This is a genomic window from Rhodobium orientis (assembly GCF_003258835.1).
Taxonomy (GTDB): domain Bacteria; phylum Pseudomonadota; class Alphaproteobacteria; order Rhizobiales; family Rhodobiaceae; genus Rhodobium; species Rhodobium orientis.
The window spans coordinates 45,879-70,207 of the sequence record NZ_NPEV01000023.1; the positions used below are offsets into that span (position 1 = coordinate 45,879).

The 24,329-nt window shown below is 65.5% G+C and carries 22 protein-coding genes; 16 read left to right on the forward strand and 6 right to left on the reverse strand.

The genetic code is table 11. The annotated features are described in order from the left end of the window. Positions 1–114: 114 nt before the first annotated feature. Positions 115–375, reverse strand: coding sequence for a hypothetical protein (locus tag CH339_RS11905; RefSeq protein ID WP_184443438.1), 261 nt, complete (start codon positions 373–375; stop codon positions 115–117). 152 nt (positions 376–527) lie between these two features. Between CH339_RS11905 and CH339_RS11910 the strand changes: the two genes are divergently transcribed. The 3 genes from CH339_RS11910 to CH339_RS11920 all read left to right on the forward strand — a co-directional run bounded on the left by CH339_RS11910 (position 528) and on the right by CH339_RS11920 (position 4,176). Continuing rightward, positions 528–1,361, forward strand: a complete 834-nt coding sequence (locus tag CH339_RS11910) for an SDR family oxidoreductase (protein WP_244669094.1) — start codon at positions 528–530, stop codon at positions 1,359–1,361. 173 nt (positions 1,362–1,534) lie between these two features. Beyond that, positions 1,535–3,700 carry a malate synthase G gene (locus CH339_RS11915; protein WP_111434576.1) on the forward strand — a complete coding sequence of 722 codons (2,166 nt, stop codon included), beginning with the start codon at positions 1,535–1,537 and terminating at the stop codon, positions 3,698–3,700. A gap of 56 nt (positions 3,701–3,756) precedes the next feature. Next, positions 3,757–4,176 carry a GlcG/HbpS family heme-binding protein gene (locus CH339_RS11920; protein WP_111434577.1) on the forward strand — a complete coding sequence of 140 codons (420 nt, stop codon included), beginning with the start codon at positions 3,757–3,759 and terminating at the stop codon, positions 4,174–4,176. A gap of 175 nt (positions 4,177–4,351) precedes the next feature. Here the strand turns inward: CH339_RS11920 and CH339_RS11925 are convergent, their stop codons facing one another. Beyond that, a complete protein-coding gene (locus CH339_RS11925; protein ID WP_111434578.1) occupies positions 4,352–5,335 on the reverse strand; it encodes a 2-hydroxyacid dehydrogenase in 984 nt (327 codons plus the stop codon). Between the two features lie 622 nt (positions 5,336–5,957). On the opposite strand from CH339_RS11925, the gene CH339_RS11930 reads away from it, so the two are divergent. The 3 genes from CH339_RS11930 (at position 5,958) to CH339_RS11940 (ending at position 10,345) form a co-directional block, all read left to right on the forward strand. Next, on the forward strand, positions 5,958–7,226 hold the full coding sequence (locus CH339_RS11930) for a porin (RefSeq protein WP_111434579.1): 1,269 nt from the start codon (positions 5,958–5,960) through the stop codon (positions 7,224–7,226). 295 nt (positions 7,227–7,521) lie between these two features. Continuing rightward, positions 7,522–9,321 (forward strand): OmpA family protein, encoded by a 1,800-nt coding sequence (locus CH339_RS11935; RefSeq protein ID WP_111434580.1) that lies wholly within the window; start codon positions 7,522–7,524, stop codon positions 9,319–9,321. Positions 9,322–9,448: 127 nt separating this feature from the next. Further along, positions 9,449–10,345, forward strand: coding sequence for a helix-hairpin-helix domain-containing protein (locus tag CH339_RS11940; protein ID WP_146610161.1), 897 nt, complete (start codon positions 9,449–9,451; stop codon positions 10,343–10,345). A 31-nt stretch (positions 10,346–10,376) separates the two neighbouring features. On the opposite strand, the gene CH339_RS11945 is transcribed toward CH339_RS11940, so the two are convergent. Next, positions 10,377–11,348: an alpha/beta fold hydrolase gene (locus tag CH339_RS11945; protein ID WP_170138502.1), complete on the reverse strand. Its 972-nt coding sequence runs from the start codon at positions 11,346–11,348 to the stop codon at positions 10,377–10,379. A gap of 47 nt (positions 11,349–11,395) precedes the next feature. Next, a complete protein-coding gene (locus CH339_RS11950) occupies positions 11,396–13,636 on the reverse strand; it encodes a lytic transglycosylase domain-containing protein (RefSeq protein ID WP_146610162.1) in 2,241 nt (746 codons plus the stop codon). A gap of 305 nt (positions 13,637–13,941) precedes the next feature. Here CH339_RS11950 and dapA point away from each other — a divergent pair, with 305 nt between their 5' ends. Further along, complete coding sequence (gene dapA / locus CH339_RS11955; protein ID WP_111434600.1) at positions 13,942–14,820, forward strand: 4-hydroxy-tetrahydrodipicolinate synthase; 879 nt, start codon at positions 13,942–13,944, stop codon at positions 14,818–14,820. Positions 14,821–14,949: 129 nt separating this feature from the next. After that, positions 14,950–15,423: an SsrA-binding protein SmpB gene (gene smpB / locus CH339_RS11960; RefSeq protein WP_111434584.1), complete on the forward strand. Its 474-nt coding sequence runs from the start codon at positions 14,950–14,952 to the stop codon at positions 15,421–15,423. Between the two features lie 9 nt (positions 15,424–15,432). On the opposite strand, the gene CH339_RS11965 is transcribed toward smpB, so the two are convergent. Both CH339_RS11965 and CH339_RS11970 read right to left on the reverse strand, forming a co-directional pair. Then, complete coding sequence (locus CH339_RS11965; protein ID WP_111434585.1) at positions 15,433–16,071, reverse strand: uracil-DNA glycosylase; 639 nt, start codon at positions 16,069–16,071, stop codon at positions 15,433–15,435. A 204-nt stretch (positions 16,072–16,275) separates the two neighbouring features. Then, entirely contained in the window at positions 16,276–16,866 is a 591-nt protein-coding gene (locus tag CH339_RS11970) for a LabA-like NYN domain-containing protein (protein WP_111434586.1), read from the reverse strand. 388 nt (positions 16,867–17,254) lie between these two features. Between CH339_RS11970 and rpoZ the strand changes: the two genes are divergently transcribed. The 8 genes from rpoZ (at position 17,255) to era (ending at position 24,204) form a co-directional block, all read left to right on the forward strand. Next, the gene (gene rpoZ / locus CH339_RS11975; protein ID WP_111434587.1) at positions 17,255–17,665 is read left to right on the forward strand and encodes a DNA-directed RNA polymerase subunit omega; all 411 of its coding nucleotides are present in this window, start codon (positions 17,255–17,257) and stop codon (positions 17,663–17,665) included. Between the two features lie 70 nt (positions 17,666–17,735). Continuing rightward, positions 17,736–17,900 (forward strand): hypothetical protein, encoded by a 165-nt coding sequence (locus tag CH339_RS24690; RefSeq protein WP_170138503.1) that lies wholly within the window; start codon positions 17,736–17,738, stop codon positions 17,898–17,900. After that, entirely contained in the window at positions 17,897–20,107 is a 2,211-nt protein-coding gene (locus CH339_RS11980) for a RelA/SpoT family protein (RefSeq protein WP_111434588.1), read from the forward strand. The genes CH339_RS24690 and CH339_RS11980 overlap by 4 nt, the downstream gene beginning before the upstream one ends. Positions 20,108–20,372: 265 nt before the next feature. Further along, complete coding sequence (pyrE, locus tag CH339_RS11985) at positions 20,373–20,954, forward strand: orotate phosphoribosyltransferase (RefSeq protein ID WP_111434589.1); 582 nt, start codon at positions 20,373–20,375, stop codon at positions 20,952–20,954. A 164-nt stretch (positions 20,955–21,118) separates the two neighbouring features. Then, positions 21,119–21,670 carry a DUF2062 domain-containing protein gene (locus CH339_RS11990; RefSeq protein WP_245408140.1) on the forward strand — a complete coding sequence of 184 codons (552 nt, stop codon included), beginning with the start codon at positions 21,119–21,121 and terminating at the stop codon, positions 21,668–21,670. 136 nt (positions 21,671–21,806) lie between these two features. Beyond that, positions 21,807–22,568: a signal peptidase I gene (gene lepB / locus CH339_RS11995; protein ID WP_111434591.1), complete on the forward strand. Its 762-nt coding sequence runs from the start codon at positions 21,807–21,809 to the stop codon at positions 22,566–22,568. Next, positions 22,529–23,284: a ribonuclease III gene (gene rnc / locus CH339_RS12000; RefSeq protein ID WP_111434601.1), complete on the forward strand. Its 756-nt coding sequence runs from the start codon at positions 22,529–22,531 to the stop codon at positions 23,282–23,284. The genes lepB and rnc overlap by 40 nt, the downstream gene beginning before the upstream one ends. Continuing rightward, positions 23,281–24,204, forward strand: a complete 924-nt coding sequence (gene era / locus CH339_RS12005; protein WP_111434592.1) for a GTPase Era — start codon at positions 23,281–23,283, stop codon at positions 24,202–24,204. The genes rnc and era overlap by 4 nt, the downstream gene beginning before the upstream one ends. Positions 24,205–24,329: the final 125 nt, after the last annotated feature.

Genomic DNA, 24,329 nt, shown 5'->3' on the forward strand with positions numbered 1-24,329 from the left:
CGTTGCTTTGGAGACCAAAAGCCCGCCCCGCCGGGTGAAGCCAGGGGCCGACGGGTCGCTGCGATGACGGACCGGCGCCGCCGGGTGCTCACGGCATGCACGCCGGCCGCAGCGTCATCGGGCGCCGCGATGGGCGTGCATGTGGTCTGACGATCTGTGGTGGTCGTCCTCGTCTCTGTCGGATTGCAGGTAGGGCGCAATGCGCCAGGCCAGCGGCGGCGTTGCGGCGATCGCCACGATGATACCGATCGGCAGCAGATAGGCGGCAAACGCCTCCAGCGCCGGAACGCTGTGGAGAAGGACGACGGCGATCCCGACCAACACCGCATTCACGGCCAGCGCCAGTGCGAGCGTCAGATAGGTGTGTTGTCTCATCTCGGATTCCTTTCGTCTTCCGGCTGTCTCCCTGGGTCAACGCAACAAAGTTAACGGCGGTTCCGCCAAAACCCGGAACAAATGCCGGGCAACGCCCGTTTTCCCGCTGAATTGTTTGGTGAATACCGCCTTGCAAAGGGAGGGAAAACAACATGAGAACGGCACAAGCCCGCCAGCCCGGCTACGAATATTCGATGGATCCGCTGCCCGACTACCGGCCCCGTTACGCCGGGGCAGGCCGGCTTAAGGAAAAGGTGGCGCTGGTCACCGGCGGCGATTCCGGCATCGGACGCGCGGTCGCGGTGCTCTTTGCCCGCGAAGGCGCAAGGCTCGCGCTGTCCTACAAGGACGAGCGGCGCGACGCGGAGGAAACCCGCAAGCTGGTGGAAAAGGAGGGGTCGACGGCAATCCTCCTTCGCGGCGACGTCGGCGACAAGGCTTGCTGCGAGCGGATCGTGGAAGAAACCGTGGAGACCTATGGCCGCCTCGACGTGGTCATCGGCAACGCCGCCGAGCAGCACGCCCGCGAGCACGTTGAAGATATCTCCGAGGAGCAACTGCGCCGGACGTTCGATACCAACATCTTCGGCAATTTCTTCCTCGTCCAGGCGGCGCTGCCGTATCTGGCAGAAGGCTCCTCGATCATCCTGACCACCTCCGTCACCGCCTATCGCGGCCAGGACCTTCTTCTCGACTACGCCTCGACCAAGGGTGCGATCCTGTCCCTGGTGCGCGGCCTTGCGTCCAAGCTTGCCGACCGCGGCATCCGGGTCAACGGCGTTGCCCCCGGGCCGATCTGGACGCCGCTGATCCCGGCCTCCTTCCCGCCGGAAAAGGTGGAGACCTTCGGCCAGAACACGCCACTCGGCCGCCCCGGCCAGCCCAACGAGGTGGCGCCGGCCTACCTGTTCCTCGCCTGCGAGGACGGCAGCTACATGAGCGGCCAGGTGCTGCATCCGAACGGCGGCGAGCCGGTTTCCAGCTAGCCATGGCGGGTCCGAAAAGCGCGATTTGAACCGAGGACGGCGGCATCCGACGAGTGCCGCCGCCACGCATTCAGGTTTGACAATCCGGCAAAAATCATTGAACCAGCGCTGATGCGCGGTTTCCCGTCACACGGGGATTTCGCCGCAGGCATGATGAGAAGCGGGACGAATACATGAGCGAACGGATCGATATCGGCGGCCTCCAGGTGGCGCCGGAGCTGCACGCCTTTATCGAGAACGAGGCCCTGCCGGAAACGGGCGTTGCACCGGAAAAATTCTGGCAGGGACTGGTCGGCCTCGTCCGCGACTTCGCCCCGCAGAACCGCGAACTCCTCGAGGTTCGCGAGCGCTTGCAGGCCGAGATCGACGCCTGGCACACCGGCGGCCGCGGCAAGGAGCACGACGCGGCCGCCTACAAGACCTTCCTGGAAGAGATCGGCTACCTGAAGCCGGAAGGCGCGCCGTTCTCGGTCGAGACGGCCGACACCGACAGCGAGATCGCCGAGGTCGCCGGCCCGCAGCTCGTCGTGCCGGTGATGAACGCCCGTTATGCGCTGAACGCCGCCAACTCCCGCTGGGGCAGCCTCTACGACGCGCTCTACGGCACCGACGCCATCCCCGGCGAGATAGGCTCCGGCTACGACCCAGAGCGCGGCACCGAGGTCATCGCCTGGGCCAAGAGTTTTTTGGACGACGCCGCATCGCTTGCAAAAGGCTCCCACAAGGACGCCACTGGCTACCGGGTGGAGGGCGGCGCCCTCGTCGTTACGACGCCCGGCGGCGAGACCGGCCTCAAGGCGCCGGAAAAATTCGCCGGCCACCGGGGCGATGCCGCGTCTCCCGATGCGATTCTCCTCAAGAACAACGGCCTCCACATCGAGATCGCCATCGACCGCGGCCACCCGATCGGCAAGGACGATCCGGCGGGCGTTGCCGACATCGTCTTGGAGGCCGCGCTCTCCACCATCATGGACTGCGAGGATTCGGTCGCCGCCGTCGATGCCGAGGACAAGGCCGTCGCCTATCGCAACTGGCTCGGCCTGATGCGCGGCGATCTCGTCGACACATTTGAGAAGGGCGGCAGGACCGTCGAGCGCAAGCTCAATCCGGACCGGTCCTATGTGGCGCCGGACGGCGGCGAGGTGCGCCTGCAGGGCCGCAGCCTGATGCTGGTGCGCAATGTCGGACACCTGATGACGACTCCGGCCGTCGTCGATGCGGACGGCGCGGAGATCCCGGAAGGCCTCCTCGACGGGGTGATGACGACGCTGATCGCCATGCACGACCTGAACAAGTCGCCCGATGCGGCGATGCGCAATTCGCGCCGCGGCTCGGTCTATATCGTCAAGCCGAAGATGCACGGCGCCGACGAGGTTGCATTCGCCTGCGCGTGCTTCGCGCGCATCGAGGAGGTGCTCGGCCTGCCGGCGAACACGATCAAGGTCGGCATCATGGACGAGGAGCGCCGCACCACGGTCAATCTGATGGAGTGCATCCGCGCGGCGAAGGACCGGGTGTTCTTCATCAACACCGGCTTCCTCGACCGCACCGGCGACGAGATGCACACCTCCATGGAAGCCGGCCCCATGATCCGCAAGGGCGAGATGAAGGCCTCGACCTGGATTTCCGCCTATGAGGACTGGAACGTCGATGTCGGGCTCACCTGCGGCCTGCGCGGCAAGGCCCAGATCGGCAAGGGCATGTGGGCGATGCCGGATCTGATGGCGGCGATGCTGGAGCAGAAGGTCGGCCACCCGAAGGCCGGTGCCAACACCGCCTGGGTGCCGTCGCCGACGGCCGCCACCCTGCACGCCACCCACTATCACCGCATCGACGTTGCCGCCCGCCAGGAGGAAATCGCCACGGGCGGGCGCCGGGCAACGCTCGACGACCTCCTCACCATCCCGCTCGCCGACCGGCCGAACTGGTCCGACGATGAGATCAAGGCCGAACTCGACAACAACGCGCAAGGCATTCTCGGCTATGTGGTGCGCTGGATCGACCAGGGCGTCGGCTGTTCCAAGGTGCCGGACATCCACGATGTCGGCCTGATGGAGGACCGGGCGACCCTGCGCATTTCCAGCCAGCACATGGCCAACTGGCTGCACCACGGCGTCGTCGACAAGGACAAGGTGCTGGAGACCATGAAGCGGATGGCCGAGGTCGTCGACCGGCAGAACGCCGGCGATCCGGCCTATGAGGCGATGGCGCCGGGCTTCGACGGCGTCGCCTTCAAGGCGGCCTGCGACCTCGTCTTCAAGGGACGCGAGCAGCCGTCCGGCTACACCGAGCCGATTCTCCACGCCCGCCGCCGCGAGAAGAAGGCCGAACAGGGCTGAACCGTCCGAACGCGATCGAACATCCGGACGCCGATCCGGGGAGGGGAGAATGAAAAATGCAGACCATCAAACGGCTGTCGCACGCCGAGGCCCAGATCCTCATCGCCGGTGCGCGGGACAAGGCCATGCAGATCGGCGTGCCGATGTGCATTTCCATTGTCGACGAGAGCGGTAACCTGATCGCCTTTGAGCGCATGGACGGCGGCAAGGTCCATTCCATCCAGCTCTCCATGGACAAGGCCTTCACGGCGGCGTCCGCAAGGAAGGCGACGCACGAATACAACGCCGCCTGCACGCCGGGCAGCCTCGTCTTCGGCATCCATACCGCCCTCGGCGGCCGCATCTCCGTGGTCGGCGGCGGTTTTCCGGTCGTCGTCGACGGCGAGGTGGTCGGCGGCATCGGCCTCTCCTCCGGCACGCCCCAGCAGGACATGGAATGCGCCGAGGCCGGCCTGGCCGCGTTCGCGTCGGCTTAGGGCGGGACGCCTGGAATCAGACCCGAACGATCTGTCTGCGTCATCGCGAGGAGGCCGCTAGGCCGACGCGGCGATCCAGAAGCCGCTTGCTCGGAGCGCGTGGCCCCTGGATTGCCGCGCTCGCTTCGCTCACTCGCAATGACGACAATCTGACCTCATCGCAGCGCCCCGGTCTTCAAGCCACCCGGTCGGGCGGCTCCTTGCCGGCAAAGAAGGCATCGAGATTGTCGACGGCGCGAAAGCCCATGGCGTCGCGCGTCTCCACCGTGGCGCTGCCGAGATGGGGTAACAGGAAGGCGTTCTCCAGCTCCCGGTAGCCGGGATGGATGTTCGGCTCGTTGTTGAAGACGTCGAGGCCCGCCGCCGCCAGCTTGCCGGATTTCAGCGCGGCGATCAGCGCCTCGTCGTCGACGACGCCGCCGCGTGCGGTGTTGACGACGATCGCCCCGTCCGGCAACAGCGCCAGCCGTTCCGCATTGAGGAGCCCGGTCGTCTCCGCGGTCAGCGGGCAATGGATCGAGAGCACGTCGCAGAGCGGCAGCATCTCCTCCAGGCTCTCGTGATAGACGGCATCGCCGGCAAGCTCCGCATCGAGCGGGCGGCGATTGTGGTAGTGGATCTCCATGTCGAAGCCGCGCGCGCGGCGCGCGGTGATCTGGCCGATGCGCCCCATGCCGACGAGGCCGAGTCGTTTGCCGGTGATTTCCGTGCCGAGATGGAAGGTCGGGCTCCAGGTGTGCCAGCGGTCGGCCCGGACCAGGCGTTCGCCTTCGCCGGCCCGCCTGGCCGCGCCGAGCATCAGGAGAATCGCGATCTCAGCCGTCGCATCGGACAGCACGTCGGGCGTGTTGGTGACGATGAGGCCGCGTTCGGCCGCCGCGGCAAGGTCGACGTGATCGACGCCGACGGAAAAGCAGGACACCATCTTCACCCGCTCCGGCAGGGCGGCGATCACCTCAGCGCTCATCTTTTCCGTCGGGCAGATGAGGAGCGCGTCGGCGTCCCGCGCCCGCCGAAGCAGCTCGTCGCGGGACAGCACGCCGTCATCCTCGTTGAGGTCCGCGGAATAATCCCGTGCGAGCCGCGAGCGGACATTGTCGGGCAGCCTGCGGGTGACGAGAATGGCGGGAGATTTGGACGCGGGCGCGCTGGACGACATGGTCAACCTCTTTTTCGGGATGGGCATATGGGCACTCCGGGAGCGCGGACGGCATCTTGACCGAGCCCGGCCCGGAAATCGATCCCCGCTGACGCCGCGGCAGGGCCCGGACCTGATTCCCATGCCCGGCACTGGTCGCGGGTCCGATTCCATCCCGTCGCAACCCCGATTCCTTAACGGCGGGCAACCCGCCCGCGCCGCCCATGTTGCGATTCGGCAACAGCAAGCCTTTCCGGCCGGCCTCGAGCCGGAATTTACGCTCCGCGGGTGGTTCCTCCGTTAGGATTTTGTTAGGGAATGAGCGTCCTGAGGCATTGAATTTCCGGGGCTTTTCGCCGGAACAGGGTAAAAGCCTACGCAGAATGACGTAGGTCATCCCCCGCCTCGTGACATTCCTGCAACATAGGGGTCCAAAAGCCGTAAACCGGCCCTGTTGTGTGTTGATCGGAAAGAACGTTCAGATATGTTGACCCTGCGACTGACGCGAATGAGCGTTGGGTGCCGTTACGCTTATAAACCGAACAGGTGGACCGCGGGCGGCAGTTTCGCGGGGAAATAGGGACAGGTTTCGGTCGACAGACATCAACCTCTTCCCGGTAACTTTGACTTTGGAGGTCAGGAAATGAAAATCAAAAGCCTTCTCCTCGGTGCTGCGGGCGCGCTCGCCATCACTGGGGCCCAGGCGGCGGATCTTCCGGTCGCCCCGGAGCCGGTTGACTACGTTCGTGTCTGCGACGCGTTCGGCACCGGTTTCTTCTACATCCCGGGCACCGAGACCTGCTTGCGCGTCGGCGGCCGTATCCGCGCCGACTACTATGTGTGGGGCAACGAGGTCACCTACGATCGTTCGGCCAACGCTCTTGGCTCGTTCGGCTCGTCCCGTGGCCGCAATGCCAACTACAGCTCGACCCGCGCTCGCGCCTATCTGCGTCTGGATAGCCGCACCAACACCGAGTTCGGCCTGCTGCGCACCTACGCCCAGGTTTACTGGACCGCTGACTCCTACGGCGGCACCAACACCACCATGGACTACGGCTTCATCCAGTGGGGCGGTCTGACGGCCGGTCGTACGGACAGCTTCTTCCAGTTCTGGACTGGCGCTACCTACGAGAAGCTCGACAACTCGCTTCAGGATTCCGACACCAACGTGCTGGCCTACACCGCTGCCTTCGGCAACGGCTTCTCGGCCTCGGTCTCGATCGAAGACGGCACCTACTCGCGTATGGGCGTCCTCAATGGTCGTTGGTCGCGCTTCGTGTCCGCCACCGGCGCTATCCCGGCTGGTGTTCCGATGGACGCCTACGGCGGTCATTGGTGGCCGGATCTCGTCGCCAACCTGAACGTCAGCCAGGGCTGGGGTTCGGCTCAGGTGATGGCCGCTCTGCACGACGTGCGTGACGGCATCGGTGGTCGTGACGACTCCGAGCTCGGCTGGGCAGTCGGCGCCGGCGTGATCTTCAACCTGCCGATGATTGCGGCTGGTGACACGATCGCCCTGCAGGCCGCCTATGCGGACGGTGCCACCTCCTACGTGACCCCGTCGACCAACGGCTGGCGCACCGCTTATGATGCGGCCCGTCGTCTCGGCGGTGACTTCGTCACCACGGAGGCTTGGTCGATCGGTGGTGGCTTCACCCACTACTGGATGCCGAACCTGTCGTCCGGTCTGACCGTCACCTACGCCAACATCGACCAGTGGGATGGCATCTGCGTCGCCCCGCGTCGTGGCTGCGGCGACTTCGACGAGTGGGACATCCAGGGCAACCTCGTTTGGTCGCCGGCTTCCGGTTTCGAAATCGGCGTCGAAGTTGACTACGAGTACGTTGAGCCGGATGTGGGCGATGAGCATGACGACGTCGTCGGCCTGCTGCGCTTCCAGCGCACCTTCTAATCAGACGATCATCCGATCGTTGGGAACCCGGTGGAGCAATCCACCGGGTTCTTTTTTTTGCCGGTACGCCTGTTTCCTCTGCTTGCGGCTTCCAGCGCGGCGATTTGCGGGCTTTTTCAAGGCTCGCCTTCCTTGCCGGCCCTTCACCGAGTCACTAGTGTGAATTCCCGGGAATGGCGGTTTTCCGGCCCCGGCCGGACGGATGCGGTGGCAATGCCCGTGCATTCGCGGCAGCGCTCGGTGAGGCGCCAGGCCAAGGCGGTCTCGCCAGGGCGAAGAGGAGCGTGAAGAGGGAATGGCAAACCCGTGGAAACTCGCCCTTGTCGGGATCGGCGCGGCGGCCCTCCTGACGGCGTTGGGCGATCTTGTCCTGCTCCGCGATGTCGAACAGGATCTGACGGCACGGGCAAAAAGTCGGCTGATGCAGGATGCCCAGGCCTGGGCCGACGTCTCCCTGTCCGGCCGTGACGCGACCCTTACCGGCACGGCCCCCAGCAAGGAAGCGCTGCTGCTCGCCCTGAAATCGGTCGACCGGGTCTGGGGCGTGCGCATCGTCATCGACAAGACGGACATCCTTCCCGGCCAGTCGCCCTATCCCCTGACCCTGACCCGCAAGGAAGACGCACTCTCCGTTTCCGGCTACGTTCCGCGCCGCGGCGCAAGGGACGGTATCCTGGAAGACGTGCGCAAGATCTTTGCCGACGAAAAACTGACCTACGATTTGCCGCTGGCAAGCGGCGCGCCACCGGGGCTCGACAATGCCGCCCGCTTCGGGCTCGATCTCCTGAAGGACATGACGGCGGGCGAGGTGGCGATCCGCGATCGCGCGGTGACCGTGTCGGGGACGGCGGCAACGGCGGGAACCTACGAACGGCTCCTGCGCACGCTGAAGACCGAACTGCCGCTGGGCTACACCCTGGAACGGACGGACGTCCTGGCGCCGCCCGCAAAACCCTATCTCTGGTCGGCAAAAAAGACCGGCGAAGCGGTCGTTCTGGAAGGCTATGTCGGCTCGAAGGAAGAGCGGGAAGCCATTGTAAAAAAATCGGAAAGCGCTCTGAGGGGGGCGAGCCTCGACGACACGACCGGCTATGCCTCCGGGGCGCCGGACGGTTTTGACGGCTTCGTCGCCTTTGCGCTCGATCGGCTCTCGGTGCTTGACCACGGAACGGTGTCGCTGACGGATACGACGCTCTCCATATCGGGCGAGGCGAAGACAATTCCCGAGCACGAGGCGCTTCTGAAAGCGTTGACGTCGGAACTGCCGGACGGCCTGACGCTCGGTACGGTCGACCTCCTGCGCCCGCTGCCGCCGCTGCCGGAAAGCGATGCTGACCTTGCCGAGGTGCCGCCGGCGACCTGGATCGCCCGGCGCACGAAAGACACGCTCATCCTTGCCGGCGCGATTCCCGATGCCGCAACCAAGGAGCCTCTGGGCGAACTGGTGTCGCAGCGCTTCGGCGCCGTGCCGGTGATCGACCGCCAGCGTCCCGGTGAGGGCATGCCGGAGCGATTCCTGGACGCGGCCGGCGCCGGCCTCAATGCCCTTGCGCGGCTCGGCGAGGGGCAGATCGAGATTCGCGCGGACGAATTGACGCTGTCCGGCGCCGCCTACCACGCGGCCGCGGCAGAAAGCGTTCGCGACCGGCTCCTGTCGGAGTTGCCTGCCGGCTTTTCCGGGAATTTCAATGACTTGCGCATTCGCGCGCCGGGCACGCCCGTGTCCGCCTCAAGATGCCAGCAGCTCTTTTCCAGCATCCTGAGGGGCAACAGGATCCGTTTCGAGACCGGCAGCACGCGAATAGACCGTGACAGCTTCGGCATCCTCGATCATCTTGTTTTCGTTGCCCAGCGCTGCCCACAGAGCCGGGTCGTCATCGAAGGCCACACCGATTCCGACGGCAGCGAGGCGGACAATTTGCGTTTGTCCGATTGGCGCGCGGCTGCGGTCGTCGACTATCTCGTCCGTGCCGGCGTCGACGCCGACCGTCTGGAGGCCGTCGGCTTCGGGGAGGACCGTCCGGTCGCCTCAAACGACACGGAAGAGGGCAAGGCGCTCAACCGCCGCATCGAATTTCGCATCGTTCCGGAATAGGGGGAGGCCCATGTGGTACATGATCACCCATCATTGGTTGCTTTTGTTCTTCGCACTTGTCGTCGGCACCGGTATCGGCTGGTGGCTCTGCCGCCCGCAAAGCGATAGCTGAGCGAGGGAGGCAGGCATGACCTGGTACAATGTCCAACTTTTCCTGTTGATGCTGGTGGCCGTCTTCATCGGCCTTTTCATCGGCTGCCGCCTGCGCGCCTGGTGGGAACCGCAGGATGCTGAGCGCCGCGGCGTCTTCAAGGGACTGTCGAGCGCCTTTTCCGGTGGCGCGGCCAAGATCAGCGCCGGCGCCGAAACGGTCAGGGAAAAGGCTGCCGAGACGGCGGCTGACGCCAAGACGGGCGCAAAGAGCGCGGTCGCCACCGCCAAGACCAAGGCGGCGGACGCCAAGGCCGACGCCGAAAAGGCAAAGGCCGACGCCGAAAAGAAGGCGAATGCGGCGGCAGACAAGGCCAAGGCTGACGCCAGGAAGGCGAAGGACGATGCCGCCAAAAAGGCCAAGGCGGCGGCCGATGCCACCAAAAAGAAGGCGGCGGATGCCAGGGACAAGGTCAGTGCGGCCGCCAAATCGGTGGCCGGAAAGGTCAAGGACGAGGCCCAGGCGGTCGCCAAATCCGCCAGGACGGAAGTCAAGGACCTGAGCGACGAAGAGGCGGCGGAGCGGCTCGCGGCGCTGCCGGACGACGCAACGCCGGAACAAAAGGCCGACGCGGTCGGCGCCCGTCCGGCCGGGCTGGTGTCTCCGGACGCTGGCGGTGCCGACGACCTGAAGCGGATTCGCGGCATCGGCAAGGTCAACGAGAAGAAGCTCAACGACGTCGGGATTTACCACTTCCGCCAGATCGCCGCGTGGACCGCGCCGGAAGTGCGCTGGGTCGGCACATTCCTCGCCTTTGCCGGCCGCATCGAGCGCGAAGACTGGATCGGCCAGGCCAAGGTGCTGGCGGAAGGCGGCGACACCGCCTTTTCCAAGCGGGTCGACGACGGCGACGTGCCGTCCAGCAAGGGCTGATCGGCCAACGGAAACTTTCTTCGCCGGTGCCTCAGGGCGCCGGCGGCTCTGTCGCGCCGGTCCCTTCGCGGTCGCATTCGCTGAGGAAATCGGCGATCCGCGCGACCACCGCGTCTTCCCACAACACCGGCGCATGGCCCTGCCGCGGCACCGTGAGGACGTCGAGATCGCTGCGCCGGGCGCCCATTTCCGCGACCGTCTCGGCCGAAAGGATGTCGGACAGCACGCCGCGGATGACCATCAGCGGGACCCCGGCAAGCGCATCGAACAGCTCCCAGGCGGTCGGCTGCGGCTTGTCGAAGGAGATGTCGGCAAAGGTTGCGCCGAGCTGCGGATCGAAGGCGAAGGCCGGCTTGCCGTCGACATCGGCGTAGATCTGCAGCGCGAACCGCATCCAGTCCTCGTCGCCGAAATCGGGAAAGAACGCCTCGAGCTGGCGCTTCTGGCCGGCGGCCGCGGCCTCCCAGGTCGATGGCACCCATGGCGAGACGATGTAGTCGGATATCCGCTTCAGGCCGGCCGTCTCGATCGCCGGCCCCACATCGTTGAGAATGAGACCGGCGAGGCGTGCCGGATGGCCGAGGGCGATCAAAGTGCCGACGAGGCCACCGCGCGAGGTGCCGAGGATGACGGCCCGCTCGATCCCGAGGCTGTCGAGCCCCTTGACGACGTCCTCGGCCTCGACGGGCGGGGCATAGTTGCGGGCATCGGCATCGGAGGCGGAGACGCCGCGGCCTCGCAGGTCCAGCGTAACAACCCGGCGGGCATCTTTGCCGCGCCCGGACAGCGCCCGGGCGAGCGCATGGAAGTCCCTGGAATTGCGGGTTAACCCCGGCAGGCAGAGAAGGGGGAGGGCGTTGCCGCTATCCGCGTCCGGTGCCGGCCGGTAGTCGCGTCCTCCGAGCGCCAGCCCGTCGGCACTCTCGTAACGGACCGGCGTCCAGCCGGTGGCCAGATCCTGGCGCAGGCGTTCGAAAAGCGCTTTGCGGTCGTCACCCGTCACCGTTACCCCCGTCGTCGGCGTTCTTCCCGCGCGGGCAACGGTCGTTGTCAGCCGCCGCGCCGCAAATCCTTTTCTATCTGCAGGCCTGAGCCGTTCAGCCGCGTGCGATACACCTGCAGGTTTTCGGTAATACGTTGAACATAGTTCCGCGTCTCCGTAAACGGGATACGCTCTATCCAGTCCACCGCATCGACCTTGGCCGACCGCGGATCGCCGAACCGGCTGACCCATTCGTCGACGCGCCGGCTGCCGGCGTTGTAGCCGGCAAAGGTCATGATGTAGGAGCCGTCGAACCGGCCGACGAGCTCGCCGAGATGGGCCGCGCCGAGGGTCGCGTTGTAGGCGGCATCCTGCGTCAGCCGGCTCTTGGAATAGGGCAGGCCGTTGCGCCGCGCCGTTGCCTTGGCGGTCGACGGCAGGAGTTGCAGGAGCCCACGCGCGCCGGCATGGCTGACCGCACCGGGATCGAACGCGCTTTCCTGGCGGGCAACGGCATAGACCAGCGGTTTTTCAACGCCGTTCTTGATCTTCGTCTTGGCCGGGATCGCCTTCATCGGAAAGGCGATGGACGCGGCCTCGGGCCAGCGATTGGCGGCCTGCTTGCCGACGATCAGCGCGTAGCGGTGCTTGCCGTAGTCCTCGGCAAGGTCGGTCAGCAGCGCCGCCTGGGCCGCATTCGGCAGGGTGTCGGAAAGCTGCATGAAGAGCGGCAGCGTCAGGTCGACATGGCCGGCATCGGCCATCGCCTTGATCGCGCGGACCAGTTCGTTGCGGGAAAATGCCGTGCGGTCGTCTGCGGTCGCGGTCGGCGGATGGCCGAGGCCGAGCGACGACTTGCCGAGCCGCGCCCGGGCAAGCTGGCCGTAAAAGGCGGAAGGGAATGCCGCGGCGCGCTCGAACGCCTTCCTGGCGGCGTCCTTGTTGCCGAGGTCTTCCTCGGCGCGGCCGAGCCAGTAATAGCCGCGCGAGCGGGTGATCGGCGTCTCGCCGATCTCAAGGATCTTCTTGAAGTGCGGGCGGGCAAGCCCCGGCTTCTTCAGGAAGCGCAGCGCATACCAGCCGGCATGGAATTCCGCCTCGGCGCGCTTTGCCGGGCTTTCCGCGCTGTGCCGGGACGCCACCTTGTAGGCAAGGTCCGGCTTGCCGAGTTCCAGGAGCTTGCGCGAGACGATCTTGCGCTCCACCCACCAGGCGTCCGGATCGATCAGCGCCTGAGGGTCGCGCGGCGCATCGGCGAGCAGCGTGCCGGCGTCGGTCCAATGGTCTTTCCGGCGCAGATACTGGGCCCGCGCATAGAGAAAGCTCGGATCGCGCTGCAGGCTCTTCGGCACCGCCTTCAGGAGCGTTCCCGCATTGCGCTGGCGGCGGATGACGGCGCTGCGCGCCTTGACGAGGGCACGCTCCGAACTGCTGAGGCGGCTGGCAAGCCGCTCCGCCTCGGTGACGCGGTCGTGGTAGAGCATGGCGTCGGCGCGCACCTTGTGGTCGGCCCGGTTGAGGAGCCGGCCGAACTCGCGAAGGATGGTCGCCTGCTGCTTTTTCGACATCCGCTTGCGCCGCCAGACGTCGCGGATCAGCCGGCGGGCATCGTCGCGGCGCCCGAGCTTGCGGTGGGCGCGGGCGAGCGCGATGGTGCCGTCCGTGGAGACCGGCCAGGCCCGGCCGAAGACGGAAAGCACCTTGGCCGGTGCCGGGTCCTCGCGCAAAAGCGCCGCTTCGGCGCGGATCTTCAGCAGCCGGCTATCCGGCCAGCCCGGCGCACTCGCCGCAAACCGGGTGATGAAGGCGCTCGGCACCTCGCGGCCGCCGGAACGGGCGATCTGCCATTCCAGGATCTTGCGGTCGAGCGAATTGCGGCCCATGCCGTTGTGGATGGCGATGGCGTCCCGCACGCGCCCCTTGCGCAGGGCCGCAAGGCCGGCCTTCAGCGACCCCTTCGCCGCGGGGACCTGGTCGGCCGCGTTCTGGCCGACGGTTGCGGCCAGCGGCAAGGCCGTCTCCGTTGCCGGCGGCGGGGCAGGCGCGGGGGAATGGGAGATGGCAGGCGGCGCCGGTTTCGGCTGCGGCACGGGCGCGCCGGCCGGCACTGTGCTTGAAATTGTTGCCGCGATCGGGTCCCGCGCGGGCTTCGGCCGCGGCACGGAGATGCGGATCAGCGCAGAGGCGCCCGCCGGGGCGACCTCGATCTTCGGCCGCGGTCCGGCACGGACAGTCGCGCCCAGCGGCAAGGCGACGAGGGTTGCCAGCACGAGTGCTGCGACCGCACGGGATTGCCGACCGGTTGTCATCGACGTCACGTTCCCCATTCCAATAATGCCGGTACCGCCCAAAACCAAAACGCGGCCGGAAACCTGCCGGTTCCGGTCGCGCAACGCGTGCGTGAAACGAAAGAATCCTGCCGCAACAGGATGAACGAAGAATTGCGGCATTAGTTTGAATCGCGCCCGCGTAGGCAGACGGTTCGGATAGACGGCATGCGATGACTACGGCTTGCCGCCGGCCGGCTTGCGGTCTATGGTCCGCCGCATTTGGAGGATGGCCGGGCACTGCCGTTTTGCGCCGGCCGCAACAGGCGTTGAAAGGCGATAGAAAGATGTTCAAGGGTTCGATCACCGCGCTCGTGACACCGATGAAGGGTGGCGCGGTGGACGAAAAGGCGTTCCAGGATCTGATCGAATGGCAGATCGCGGAAGGCACCAACGGGCTCGTTCCTGTGGGAACGACGGGTGAATCGCCGACCTTGAGCCACGCCGAGCACAAACGCGTGGTCGAGCTCGCCATCGAGACGGCCAAGGGCCGGGTGCCAGTGATCGCCGGCGCCGGCTCCAACAACACGGCCGAGGCCATCGATCTCGCCAGGCACGCCGAAAGCGCCGGCGCCGACGCCGTGCTGGTGGTCACGCCCTATTACAACAAGCCGAGCCAGGAGGGCCTTTACCGGCACTTCATGGCCGTCGATGCCGCTATCGGCATCCCGATCATCATCTACAACATCCCGCCGCGCTCGGTCGTCGACATGTCGGTGGAGACGATGGCCCGGCTTTACACCGATGGCCGCAACATCAAGGGCGTGAAGGATGCGACCGCCAATCTCGGCCGGGTCAGCGACCAGCGCCGTGTGCTCGGCACGGATTTCATCCAGCTTTCCGGCGAGGACCCGACCGCGCTCGGCTTCAACGCCCATGGCGGCCAGGGCTGCATCTCGGTGTCGTCGAACGTTGCCCCGCGGCTCTGCGCGCAGTTCCAGGAGGCGACGCTCACCGGCGATTTCGCAGGTGCGCTGACGCTCCAGGATCGGCTGATGCCGCTTCATCGGGCGCTGTTCCTTGAACCGAGCCCGGGCGGGGCCAAATATGGCCTGTCGCTGCTCGGCAAATGCGAGAACGAGCTGCGCCTGCCGGTAACGCCGATCTCCACGGTGGCCGAAAAGGCCGTCGCCGAGGCGATGCAGCACGCCGGCATCCTCAACTAGCGCGTATTCCCGAAAAGTGGGAACCGGTTTTCGGACGAGAATACGCGAAGAAACAACCGATTAGAGCCTTTCGCGTGAGCCATTGATCACGCGAAAGGCTCTAAATCGCGCTAATACCGGAGTTCCGGCATGGCCGCCGACAAACCGGCTCCCGGCAAGCTTGTTGCCGAGAACCGAAAGGCACGATTCAACTACGAGATCATGGAGACCTTCGAGGCCGGCATTTCCCTGACCGGCACGGAGGTGAAGTCGTTGCGGCTTGGCAAGAGCAACATCGCCGAATCCTATGCCACCGAGCAGAACGGCGAGATCTTCCTGATCAACGCGCACATTCCGGAATACTTGCAGGCCAACCGGTTCAACCATGAACCGCGACGCCTGCGCCGGCTGTTGCTGCACAGAAAAGAGATCAACAAGCTGATCGGCGCCATTCAGCGCGAAGGCATGACGTTGATCCCGCTGAAGCTCTATTTCAACCAGCGCGGCATCGCCAAGCTGCTGCTCGGGCTGGCCAAGGGCAAGAAGGTCCACGACAAGCGCGAGACCGAGAAAAAGCGCGACTGGGAACGGGAAAAAGGCCGGCTTCTGCGCGAAAAAGGCTGAGTGCGGCTGTTATCCGGCGTCGATCTCGGCACGAACATCGGCAAAGACCGAGCGGAACATCTCTTCCGTCAGCCGGCCGGTGTTCGTGTTGTAGCGCGAGCAGTGATAGCTGTCGAAAAGGGTGAACCGGCCGATGTCGTGCCGCGCGCCATGGCCGAACGGATGGGCGGCACGGCGCTCCCCCAGCGTCGTTAGCATCGTGTCATGGGCGATCCGGCCGAGCGCCAGCACCGCCTTCAGCCGCGGCATCGCCTCAAGGGTCGCGATCAGGAACGGCCGGCATTCCCTGATCTCCGGACCGGTCGGCTTGTTTTCCGGCGGCACGCAGCGCACCGCATTGGTGATCGCGGCCCCGACGAGCGTCAGGCCGTCGTCGGGCCGCGCTTCGTAGGACCCTGTTGCAAAGCCGAAATCGATCATCGTGGCAAAGAGGAGATCGCCGGCATAGTCGCCGGTGAACGGCCGGCCCGTGCAGTTGGCGCCGCGAAGGCCGGGCGCCAGCCCGACGACGAGGAATTCCGCGTCCCGGTCACCGAACGTCGGCACCGGCGCGTTGAACCAGTCCGGCTCGCGCGTCCGCCAGGTGTTTCGGAAATCGACCAGCCGCGGACAGCGCGGACAGTCGCGATCGGGATCGATGGCAGGCATGGCAGCTCTTGGTCGGGTGGCGTCGCGGACGGGAAAAGGCGCGGGGGAGAAGGGTATCCCAACGCCCGGGGCGATTGAACCGGCCGGCGGGCCGTGCGCCGGATCGTCAACAGGAAAGCGCCCCGGCAACGGAACCTACAACGAAAAACGGCGCCGAAAGCCATCGGCGCCGCGTTTCATGCAAAGAGGTCGGGGCGTTCGGGCTCAGTAGTCCTCGAACTCGTCCTCTTCCTCGACGCGCGGGGTGCGGTCGCGCTGCGGCCGGTCGGCCGGGTCGCGTCCGACTTCCTTGATGAGGTCGGCAAGGTCGATGAAATGGTCGGCCTGGCGCCTCAGATCGTCGGCGATCATCGGCGGCTGGGTCACCAGCGTGGACACGACGCTCACCTTGCGGCCGCGCCGCTGCACCGTCTCGACCAGCGAGCGGAAATCGCCGTCGCCGGAGAACAGCACGATGTGATCGATGTGCTCGGAGAGCTCCATGACATCGACGGCAAGTTCGATGTCCATGTTTCCCTTGATCTTTCGACGGCCCGAGGAATCGAAAAATTCCTTCACCGGCTTGGTCACGACCTTGTAGCCGTTGTAATCGAGCCAATCGATCAGGGGGCGGATCGAGGAGTATTCCTGGTCCTCTATGAGCGCGGTATAATAATACGCTCGCAGGAGATACCCCTTCTTCTGAAATGCTGCCAGCAGTTTCTTGTAGTCGATATCGAACGAGAGCGACTTGGCGGTGGCATACAAGTTTGCCCCGTCAATAAAGAGGGCTATCTTTTCGCGCGGGTCGAACATGAACTGGTCTTTCTGGTTTTTGTTATCCGAACGGTATGTTGAATCAGATCAATCGCCACACTCATCGCGAGTGCCCTCGATTTTCCTAAGACGTTTTTTCTATCGTCAAATTTGCCTAGGAGCTCGGAATTTTAAACGGCATGTTGAATTGGCCGCATCTACCACAATCACACGTGATGACAACGCAATGTCGCTCTCGATCTGAAACGATTCCATGATATTGTCTTGCTAGCATGAATTTTCCAGTGCTTGTAGAAAATAAATCGTATATTTTCACGAACAATTGTTGGCGAATTTTAAGGGAAGAAACGCACCTGGCAAACCTTGCATTTTCGGGGGTTCCGTCTTATGGGTGCGGTTGAAATCCAAAAAACCTGGAGAAGTTTAGATGGCGCGCGTCACCGTCGAGGATTGCATCGACAAGGTGGATAACAGGTTCGAGCTCGTCTTGCTCGCCGCCCACCGGGCCCGCATGGTTTCCAGCGGCGCACCGCTGACCGTCGATCGGGACAACGACAAGAACCCGGTCGTGGCGCTCCGCGAGATCGCCGAAGAGACGGTCAGCCCGGAGGATCTGAAGGAAGACTTCATCCATTCGCTGCAGAAATATGTCGAGGTCGACGAGCCGGAGCCGGAAGCGGTTCCGATGATCGCCTCCCAGCCGAACCCCGATGCGCCGGCCGAGGCCTCGCAGTCGTCCGAGGACGATGGGGAGATCACCTTCGACCGCATGTCGGAGGAGGAGCTGCTGCGCGGTCTGGAAGGTCTCGTTCCGCCCGACAAGAGCGACGACGTCTAGGGCGTCGTCCCGAACCGGCGGTCCGCGGCGACGACACCGGCAACCGGTTGTCGGACGAGGATCCGCGCGCATGGCGCAGGAGCGCGGCGGCCGATGTCGCCGGCGGCTGCGCCAGGACTTTGACAAGCCGCGGCGGGAACACGATATTCAGCGGTGGCAGGCAATCGTGCCGGCCACCGCTTTTGATTCCGGCAAGGCCCGGAACGCCGTCAGGATGCGTATCGACCGGCCATGATGCGGCAGTATGAACTCGTCGAACGGGTAACGAACTACAATCCGAACGCCAACGAGGCGCTGCTCAACAAGGCCTATGTCTATGCCATGCGCAAGCACGGCACCCAGAAGCGGGCCTCGGGCGACCCGTATTTCTCCCATCCCCTGGAAGTCGCCGCGATCCTCACCGACATGCGGCTCGACGACGCCACGGTTTGCGTCGGCCTGCTGCACGACACCATCGAGGACACCGACGCCACCCGCCAGGAGATCGACACCTCCTTCGGCCCGGAGATCGGCAAGCTCGTCGAGGGGCTGACCAAGATCCAGAAGCTCGATCTGGTGTCGCGCCGGGCCAAGCAGGCGGAGAACTTCCGCAAGCTCCTGCTCGCCATTGCCGACGACGTCCGCGTCCTCCTCGTCAAGCTCGCCGACCGCCTCCACAACATGCGCACGCTGCACCACGTGCCGCCGCACAAGCGCTTCAGGATCGCCGAGGAGACGATGGACATCTATGCGCCGCTGGCCGGGCGCATGGGCATGCAGGACATGCGCGAGGAGCTGGAGGACATCGCCTTCCGGCACATCAACGCGGAGGCCTACCGCACCATTACCGAACGCCTGGAGCGGCTGAGGGAAAAGAACCAGACGCTGATTTCCGACATTCGCGCCAGCCTCGGCGCCCTCCTGAAGGAGGCCGGCATCGAGGCGGAAGTGCGCGACCGGGAAAAGCGGCCCTATTCGATCTTCCGCAAGATGCAGCACAATTCGGTGGCCTTCGAGCAGCTTTCCGACATCTACGGCTTCCGCCTCATCGTCGGCACGGTGGAGGATTGCTACCGGGTGCTCGGCCTCGTCCACACCACCTGGCCGACGGTGCCCGGCAAGTTCAAGGACTACATCTCGATCCCCAAGCAGAACGACTACCGCTCGATCCACACCACGGTGGTCGGCCCGAGCAGCCAGCGGGTCGAGCTGCAGATCCGCACCGAGGAGATGAACCGCATCGCCGAATACGGCATCGCCGCCCACGCCATCTACAAGGACGGCGAGAGCGGCGGGCGCAACATCGTCAAGCGGACCGAGGAAAGCCGCGCCTACGAATGGCTGCGGCGCACCATCGAGACCATCTCCGGCGGCGAGACCTCCGAGGATTTCCTGGAAAACACGCGCCTGGAGCTGTTCCACGACCAGGTCTTCTGCTTCACGCCGAAGGGCCGCCTGATCGCCCTGCCGCGCGGCGCAACGCCCATCGACTTCGCCTATGCCGTCCACACGAACGTCGGCAACACCTGCGTCGGCTGCAAGATCAACGGCCAGATGGCGCCGCTGGTGACGGAGCTGTCGAACGGCGACGAGGTTGAGATCATCCGCTCCGACGCCCAGGAGCCGCAGCCGGCCTGGGAATCGATCGCGGTCACCGGCAAGGCCCGCGCCGCCATCCGCCGCGCCACCAAGGATTCGGTGCGCCGGCAATATGGCGGCCTCGGCAAGCATATCCTGGAGCGCGCCTTTTCCCGCGCCGAGCGCAAGTTCGACGAGGAGATGCTGGCCGTCGTCATGCCGCGCCTCGGCCATACCGACCAGGCCGACCTCCTGGCCGCCGTCGGCCGCGGAGAACTGAGGGCGGACGACGTCGTCAAGGCGGTCTATCCCCAGTACCAGGAAGAGCGGGCGACCGCGGCCGGCAGCCGGCCCGACGAGGGCTGGTTCGGCCTCACCCGCGCCGTCGGCGTCAAGTTCCGCATTCCCGGCCGCAAGCGGCAGGACACCCAGCCCTCGCTGCCGATCCGTGGCCTGAAGGGCGACCTCCCGGTCAGCTTCGCGCCGGAGGGCGGGGCGCTGCCGGGCGACCGCATCGTCGGCATCCTGAAGCCGGGCGAGGGGATCACCATCTACCCGATCCACTCGCCGGCCCTGAAGGACTTCGACGACCAGCCGGAAAACTGGCTCGACGTTCGCTGGGACATCGATGCGGAACAGCAGGAACGCTTTCCCGCCCGCATCGCCGTCAACGTCATCAACGAGCCGGGAACGCTCGCCCAGATCGCCCAGGTGATCGCGGAGAACGACGGCAACATCGACAACGTTTCCATGCACCGGCGGGCCAATGACTTCCATGAGATGCTGATCGACCTGGAGGTCTGGGACCTGAAGCACCTGAACCGCATCATCAGCCAGATCCGCGCCAAGCCCGTGGTCTCCAGGGTCTCCCGGGTCAACGGATAGGGGCGGCCGGAGCGGGGGCGAGATCCGCCGCCGCCGATGCGGCGCCAAGCCTGCGGGACGCTTGAACGCAAGACCCGGCGCCATCAGGCGTCGCAAGCCCGAACGGGCGCCGCCGCCGATGCGGCGTCAAGCCTGCGGGACGCTTGAACGCTGAAAGAGAAACCCTTGTGGAAAACCGCGGTGCGATGCTGTAGCTCTGCCGCCGGGGAGATTCACGACGACATGGCCGGCGCCGTCCGGCCGCCGAGAAGGGGGAGTGCACCCAATGGATCGCGACGAGGTCCTCGATATTTTCCGGTCATGCGACGCTATCCTGGAGGGGCATTTCATCCTCACCTCCGGCCGGCGCAGCCCGATTTTTCTGCAAAAGGTCCGGGTGTTTCAGTTCCCCGACAAGACCGAAAAGCTCTGCGCAGGCCTTGCGGACCGCATCCGCGAGGCCGGCTATGGCGATGTCGATGCCGTCATTTCGCCGGCGATCGGCGGCATCGTGCCGGGCTACGAGACCGCGCGCCAGCTCGGCAAGCCGGCGCTCTGGGTGGAGCGCGAGGACGGCGTCTTCCGCCTGCGCCGGTTCGAGCTGCCGAAGGGCGCCCGCGTCGTCGTCGTGGAGGACATCGTCACCACGGGCCTGTCTGTGCGCGAGACCGTCGAGGCGCTCGGCAAGGAAGGCATCGAGGTTGCCGCCTGCGCCTGCATCATCGACCGTTCGGCAGGCAAGGCGGATGTCGGCGTACCGCTGATTGCGCTTGCCGAATACGAGGTTCCATCCTACTCGCTCGAGGAACTGCCGCCGGAACTGGCCGCGATCCCGCCGGTGAAGCCGGGAAGCCGGGGCCTTGCCTGAGACCGGTGAGGGGCTCGGCGCGCCTGCGGCTGGCGGTCGCGGTGTCGCTACCCCATATGACCGGGCGGGAGCGAGCGTTTGAAGCGTAGGGATCTGCGTTTGAGGCGGAGAAATTAGTGCTGTTCGCAAGGCGAAGGAAACCCGGCTGGAGGGAACGGCTTCGGGTGGCGGTCTGGCCGCGCCATTCCTGGCGGCGTTCCCTGAAATATGTCGGCAAGCGCATCGTCCGCCTGTCGGCGACCCCCCATGCGGTCGCCGCTGGCGTTGCCGCGGGTGTCTGCGCCTCCACCACGCCGTTCCTCGGCCTTCAGTTCATCCTCAGCTTTCTCATCGCGGTCATCATCGGCGGCAACCTGATCGCGGCTGCCTTCGGCTCGTTCTTCGGCAATCCGTTGACCTATCCGTTCATCTGGGCTTCCACCTTCCGCCTCGGCAGCGGCCTTCTCGGCGAAGACGCAAGGGCGCGCGAGGCGATCGTGTTGCATCCGGACAATTTGCGCTCCGTCGACGGCCTGATGCCGATCCTGAAGCCCATGGTCGTCGGCTCGATCCCGCTCGGCCTCGCCACGGGCCTCGTCTTCTATCTCCTCGTCTATGTCGCCGTGACGACCTACCAGCGCCGCCGCCGGCGCTGGCTGCAGGAGCGGCGCCAGGCGCGCACCCTTGCGGAAGTCGCGGACGCCGCGTCGGCCCCGGCCCCTATCGGCAACGCCTGACTGGCGGCTGCGCCCCCGGCCGACCGCAAAATCGGCGAAATCCGGGCGCTCCATTGCACCATCGCGAGGCAAGCGCTAATTAGAGCCCGAGTCGCCGCACCCCGGCGCCCGCCTTTTCGATTGGATTGGACACTACATGGCAGAACGTGAAAGCCGTTCGCAAACCGGCGACGACGCGAAGAAGAGCGGTGGATTCGGCGAGGCGGTCAAGGTCGTCGTCCACGCCCTCATCCTCGCCCTCATCGTGCGCACCTTCCTCTTCCAGCCGTTCAACATCCCGTCCGGCTCGATGATGGAAACGCTGCTCGTCGGTGATTACCTGTTCGTCTCCAAATACAGCTACGGCTATTCCCGCCACTCCTTTCCCTATTCGCTGGCGCCGTTTTCCGGCCGGATATGGAGCGCCAAGCCGGAGCGCGGCGACATCGTCGTCTTCAAGCTGCCGCGGGACAACTCCACCGACTACATCAAGCGTGTGATCGGCCTTCCCGGCGACCGCATCCAGGTCGTGGGCGGGCTGTTGCACATCAACGGCGAGCCGGTGAAGAAGGTGCCGGACGGCGAGTTCTCCGGCGACGATCGCGGCTACCGGGTGAACGCCCGGCGCTTCGTCGAGACCCTGCCGAACGGGGTCAGCTACCACGTCCTGGAGCTGAGCGATCACGCGCGCGGCGACAACACCCAGGTGTTCGAAGTGCCCGAGGGGCACTATTTCATGATGGGTGACAATCGCGACAACTCCAGCGACAGCCGCGAGTCCGTCGGATATGTGCCGTTCGAGAATCTGATCGGACGTGCCGAGATCATCTTCTTTTCTGTAAAATCCGGCGAAAGCGCCTGGATGGTTTGGAAATGGCCATGGATCGCAAGGTGGAATCGGTTCTTTCAGACGCTGTAAGGGCCAATAGCGGGCGCGGCAGCCTGACCAGGATCGAGGAGCGCCTTGCCTACTGCTTCGCCGATCCGGCACTGCTGGAGCAGGCCCTGACCCACGCCAGCGCGCTGACGACGCCGGGCGACATGTCCGGCAGCTACCAGCGCATGGAGTTCCTGGGCGACCGGGTGCTGGCGCTTGCCGTTGCCAACATGCTCTACGAAAACTTTGCCGATGCCGACGAGGGCGAGCTCGCCCGCCGGCTCAACCAGCTCGTCAAGCAGGAGACCTGCGCCAATGTGGCGAGCGCGCTCGACCTCGGCACCGCGATGCGGGTCGGCGAGGGCGAGGACCAGAGCGGCGGCCGCCACAAGCGCGCGCTGCTCGCCGACATCTGCGAGGCGGTGATCGCTGCCATCTACTTGGACGGCGGCTTCGGTGCCGCCAGCGCCTTCGTCGAACGCCACTGGCGCGACCAGATGGTCAACTGGGAAGGCCCCTTGCGCGACGCCAAGACGACGCTGCAGGAATGGGCGCAAGGCAAGGGCCTCGTCGCCCCGACCTACACCGTCACCAACCGCGCCGGCCCCGACCACGCCCCGGAATTCACCACCCGCGTCGACGTCGTCGGCTGCGCTCCGGCGAGCGGACGCGGCCGCTCCAAGCGCGAGGCCGAGCAGATGGCCGCCACGACGCTCTTGGAGCGCGAGGGCATCTGGACCGCAAAGGACGCTTCGTGACCGCGCCGGACACCGGGGCAACGCCCGACGCGCCGCGCTGCGGCTTCGTCGCGCTGATCGGTGCGCCCAATGCCGGCAAGTCGACGCTTCTCAACGCCCTTGTCGGCGCCAAGGTCTCCATCGTCACCCACAAGGTGCAGACGACCCGCGCCATCATTCGCGGCATCGCCATTGAGGGCGCCTCGCAGCTCGTCTTCGTCGACACGCCGGGCATTTTCCAGCCCAAGCGCCGGCTCGACCGCGCCATGGTCACCACCGCCTGGGGCGGCGCCATGGACGCGGACCTCGTCGTGCTGGTGGTCGATGCGCGAAAGGGCGTCACCGACGAGGTCGGCGCCATCCTCGACAAGCTCGCCGACGTGCCCCACCGCAAGGTGCTGGCCCTCAACAAGATCGACACCATGCGCCGCGAAGACCTTCTGGCCGTCGTTGAAAGCATCAATGCCCGCGGCCGCTTCGAGGAGACGTTCATGATCTCCGCGCTGACCGGCGACGGTGTCCCGGATCTCGGGAAATTCCTCGCCGCCAATGTGCCCCAGGGCCCGTGGCACTATCCGGAGGACCAGATCTCCGACCTGCCGATGCGCTCGCTGGCCGCGGAAATCACCCGCGAGAAGCTGACGCTGCGCCTGCACGAGGAACTGCCCTATATGGCGACGGTCGAGACCGAGTCCTGGGAGGAGTTCCGCAACGGCTCGGTGCGCATCCAGCAGACGGTCTATGTCTCCCGCGACAGCCACAAGAAGATCCTGCTCGGCAAGGAGGGCCGCACCGTGAAGGCGATCTCCAAGGCCGCCCGCGAGGACATCGCCGAAGCGCTAGGCCAGCCGGTGCACCTGTTCCTGTTCGTCAAGGTGCGCGAGAAATGGGTCGACGACCCGGAGCGCTACCGCGAGATGGGCCTGGAGTTTCCTAAGTAGTTTTTTGGGTCTTTTCTCCAAATACTCCGCGTCATTGCCGGGCTTGACCCACTACTGTCCGGTTTAGATTGGGGCGAGGTCGAGGGACATCTGGTTGGGGTTGGTTGGCGGCGGTTTTGGCTGTG

Coding starts and splice junctions, on each gene's coding strand:
- CH339_RS11905 (WP_184443438.1), bottom strand. CDS start 375: ATGAGACAACACACCTATCTGACGCTCGCACTGGCGCTGGCCGTGAAT.
- CH339_RS11910 (WP_244669094.1), top strand. CDS start 528: ATGAGAACGGCACAAGCCCGCCAGCCCGGCTACGAATATTCGATGGAT.
- CH339_RS11915 (WP_111434576.1), top strand. CDS start 1,535: ATGAGCGAACGGATCGATATCGGCGGCCTCCAGGTGGCGCCGGAGCTG.
- CH339_RS11920 (WP_111434577.1), top strand. CDS start 3,757: ATGCAGACCATCAAACGGCTGTCGCACGCCGAGGCCCAGATCCTCATC.
- CH339_RS11925 (WP_111434578.1), bottom strand. CDS start 5,335: ATGTCGTCCAGCGCGCCCGCGTCCAAATCTCCCGCCATTCTCGTCACC.
- CH339_RS11930 (WP_111434579.1), top strand. CDS start 5,958: ATGAAAATCAAAAGCCTTCTCCTCGGTGCTGCGGGCGCGCTCGCCATC.
- CH339_RS11935 (WP_111434580.1), top strand. CDS start 7,522: ATGGCAAACCCGTGGAAACTCGCCCTTGTCGGGATCGGCGCGGCGGCC.
- CH339_RS11940 (WP_146610161.1), top strand. CDS start 9,449: ATGACCTGGTACAATGTCCAACTTTTCCTGTTGATGCTGGTGGCCGTC.
- CH339_RS11950 (WP_146610162.1), bottom strand. CDS start 13,636: ATGACAACCGGTCGGCAATCCCGTGCGGTCGCAGCACTCGTGCTGGCA.
- dapA (WP_111434600.1), top strand. CDS start 13,942: ATGTTCAAGGGTTCGATCACCGCGCTCGTGACACCGATGAAGGGTGGC.
- smpB (WP_111434584.1), top strand. CDS start 14,950: ATGGCCGCCGACAAACCGGCTCCCGGCAAGCTTGTTGCCGAGAACCGA.
- CH339_RS11965 (WP_111434585.1), bottom strand. CDS start 16,071: ATGCCTGCCATCGATCCCGATCGCGACTGTCCGCGCTGTCCGCGGCTG.
- CH339_RS11970 (WP_111434586.1), bottom strand. CDS start 16,866: ATGTTCGACCCGCGCGAAAAGATAGCCCTCTTTATTGACGGGGCAAAC.
- rpoZ (WP_111434587.1), top strand. CDS start 17,255: ATGGCGCGCGTCACCGTCGAGGATTGCATCGACAAGGTGGATAACAGG.
- CH339_RS24690 (WP_170138503.1), top strand. CDS start 17,736: ATGGCGCAGGAGCGCGGCGGCCGATGTCGCCGGCGGCTGCGCCAGGAC.
- CH339_RS11980 (WP_111434588.1), top strand. CDS start 17,897: ATGATGCGGCAGTATGAACTCGTCGAACGGGTAACGAACTACAATCCG.
- pyrE (WP_111434589.1), top strand. CDS start 20,373: ATGGATCGCGACGAGGTCCTCGATATTTTCCGGTCATGCGACGCTATC.
- lepB (WP_111434591.1), top strand. CDS start 21,807: ATGGCAGAACGTGAAAGCCGTTCGCAAACCGGCGACGACGCGAAGAAG.
- rnc (WP_111434601.1), top strand. CDS start 22,529: ATGGATCGCAAGGTGGAATCGGTTCTTTCAGACGCTGTAAGGGCCAAT.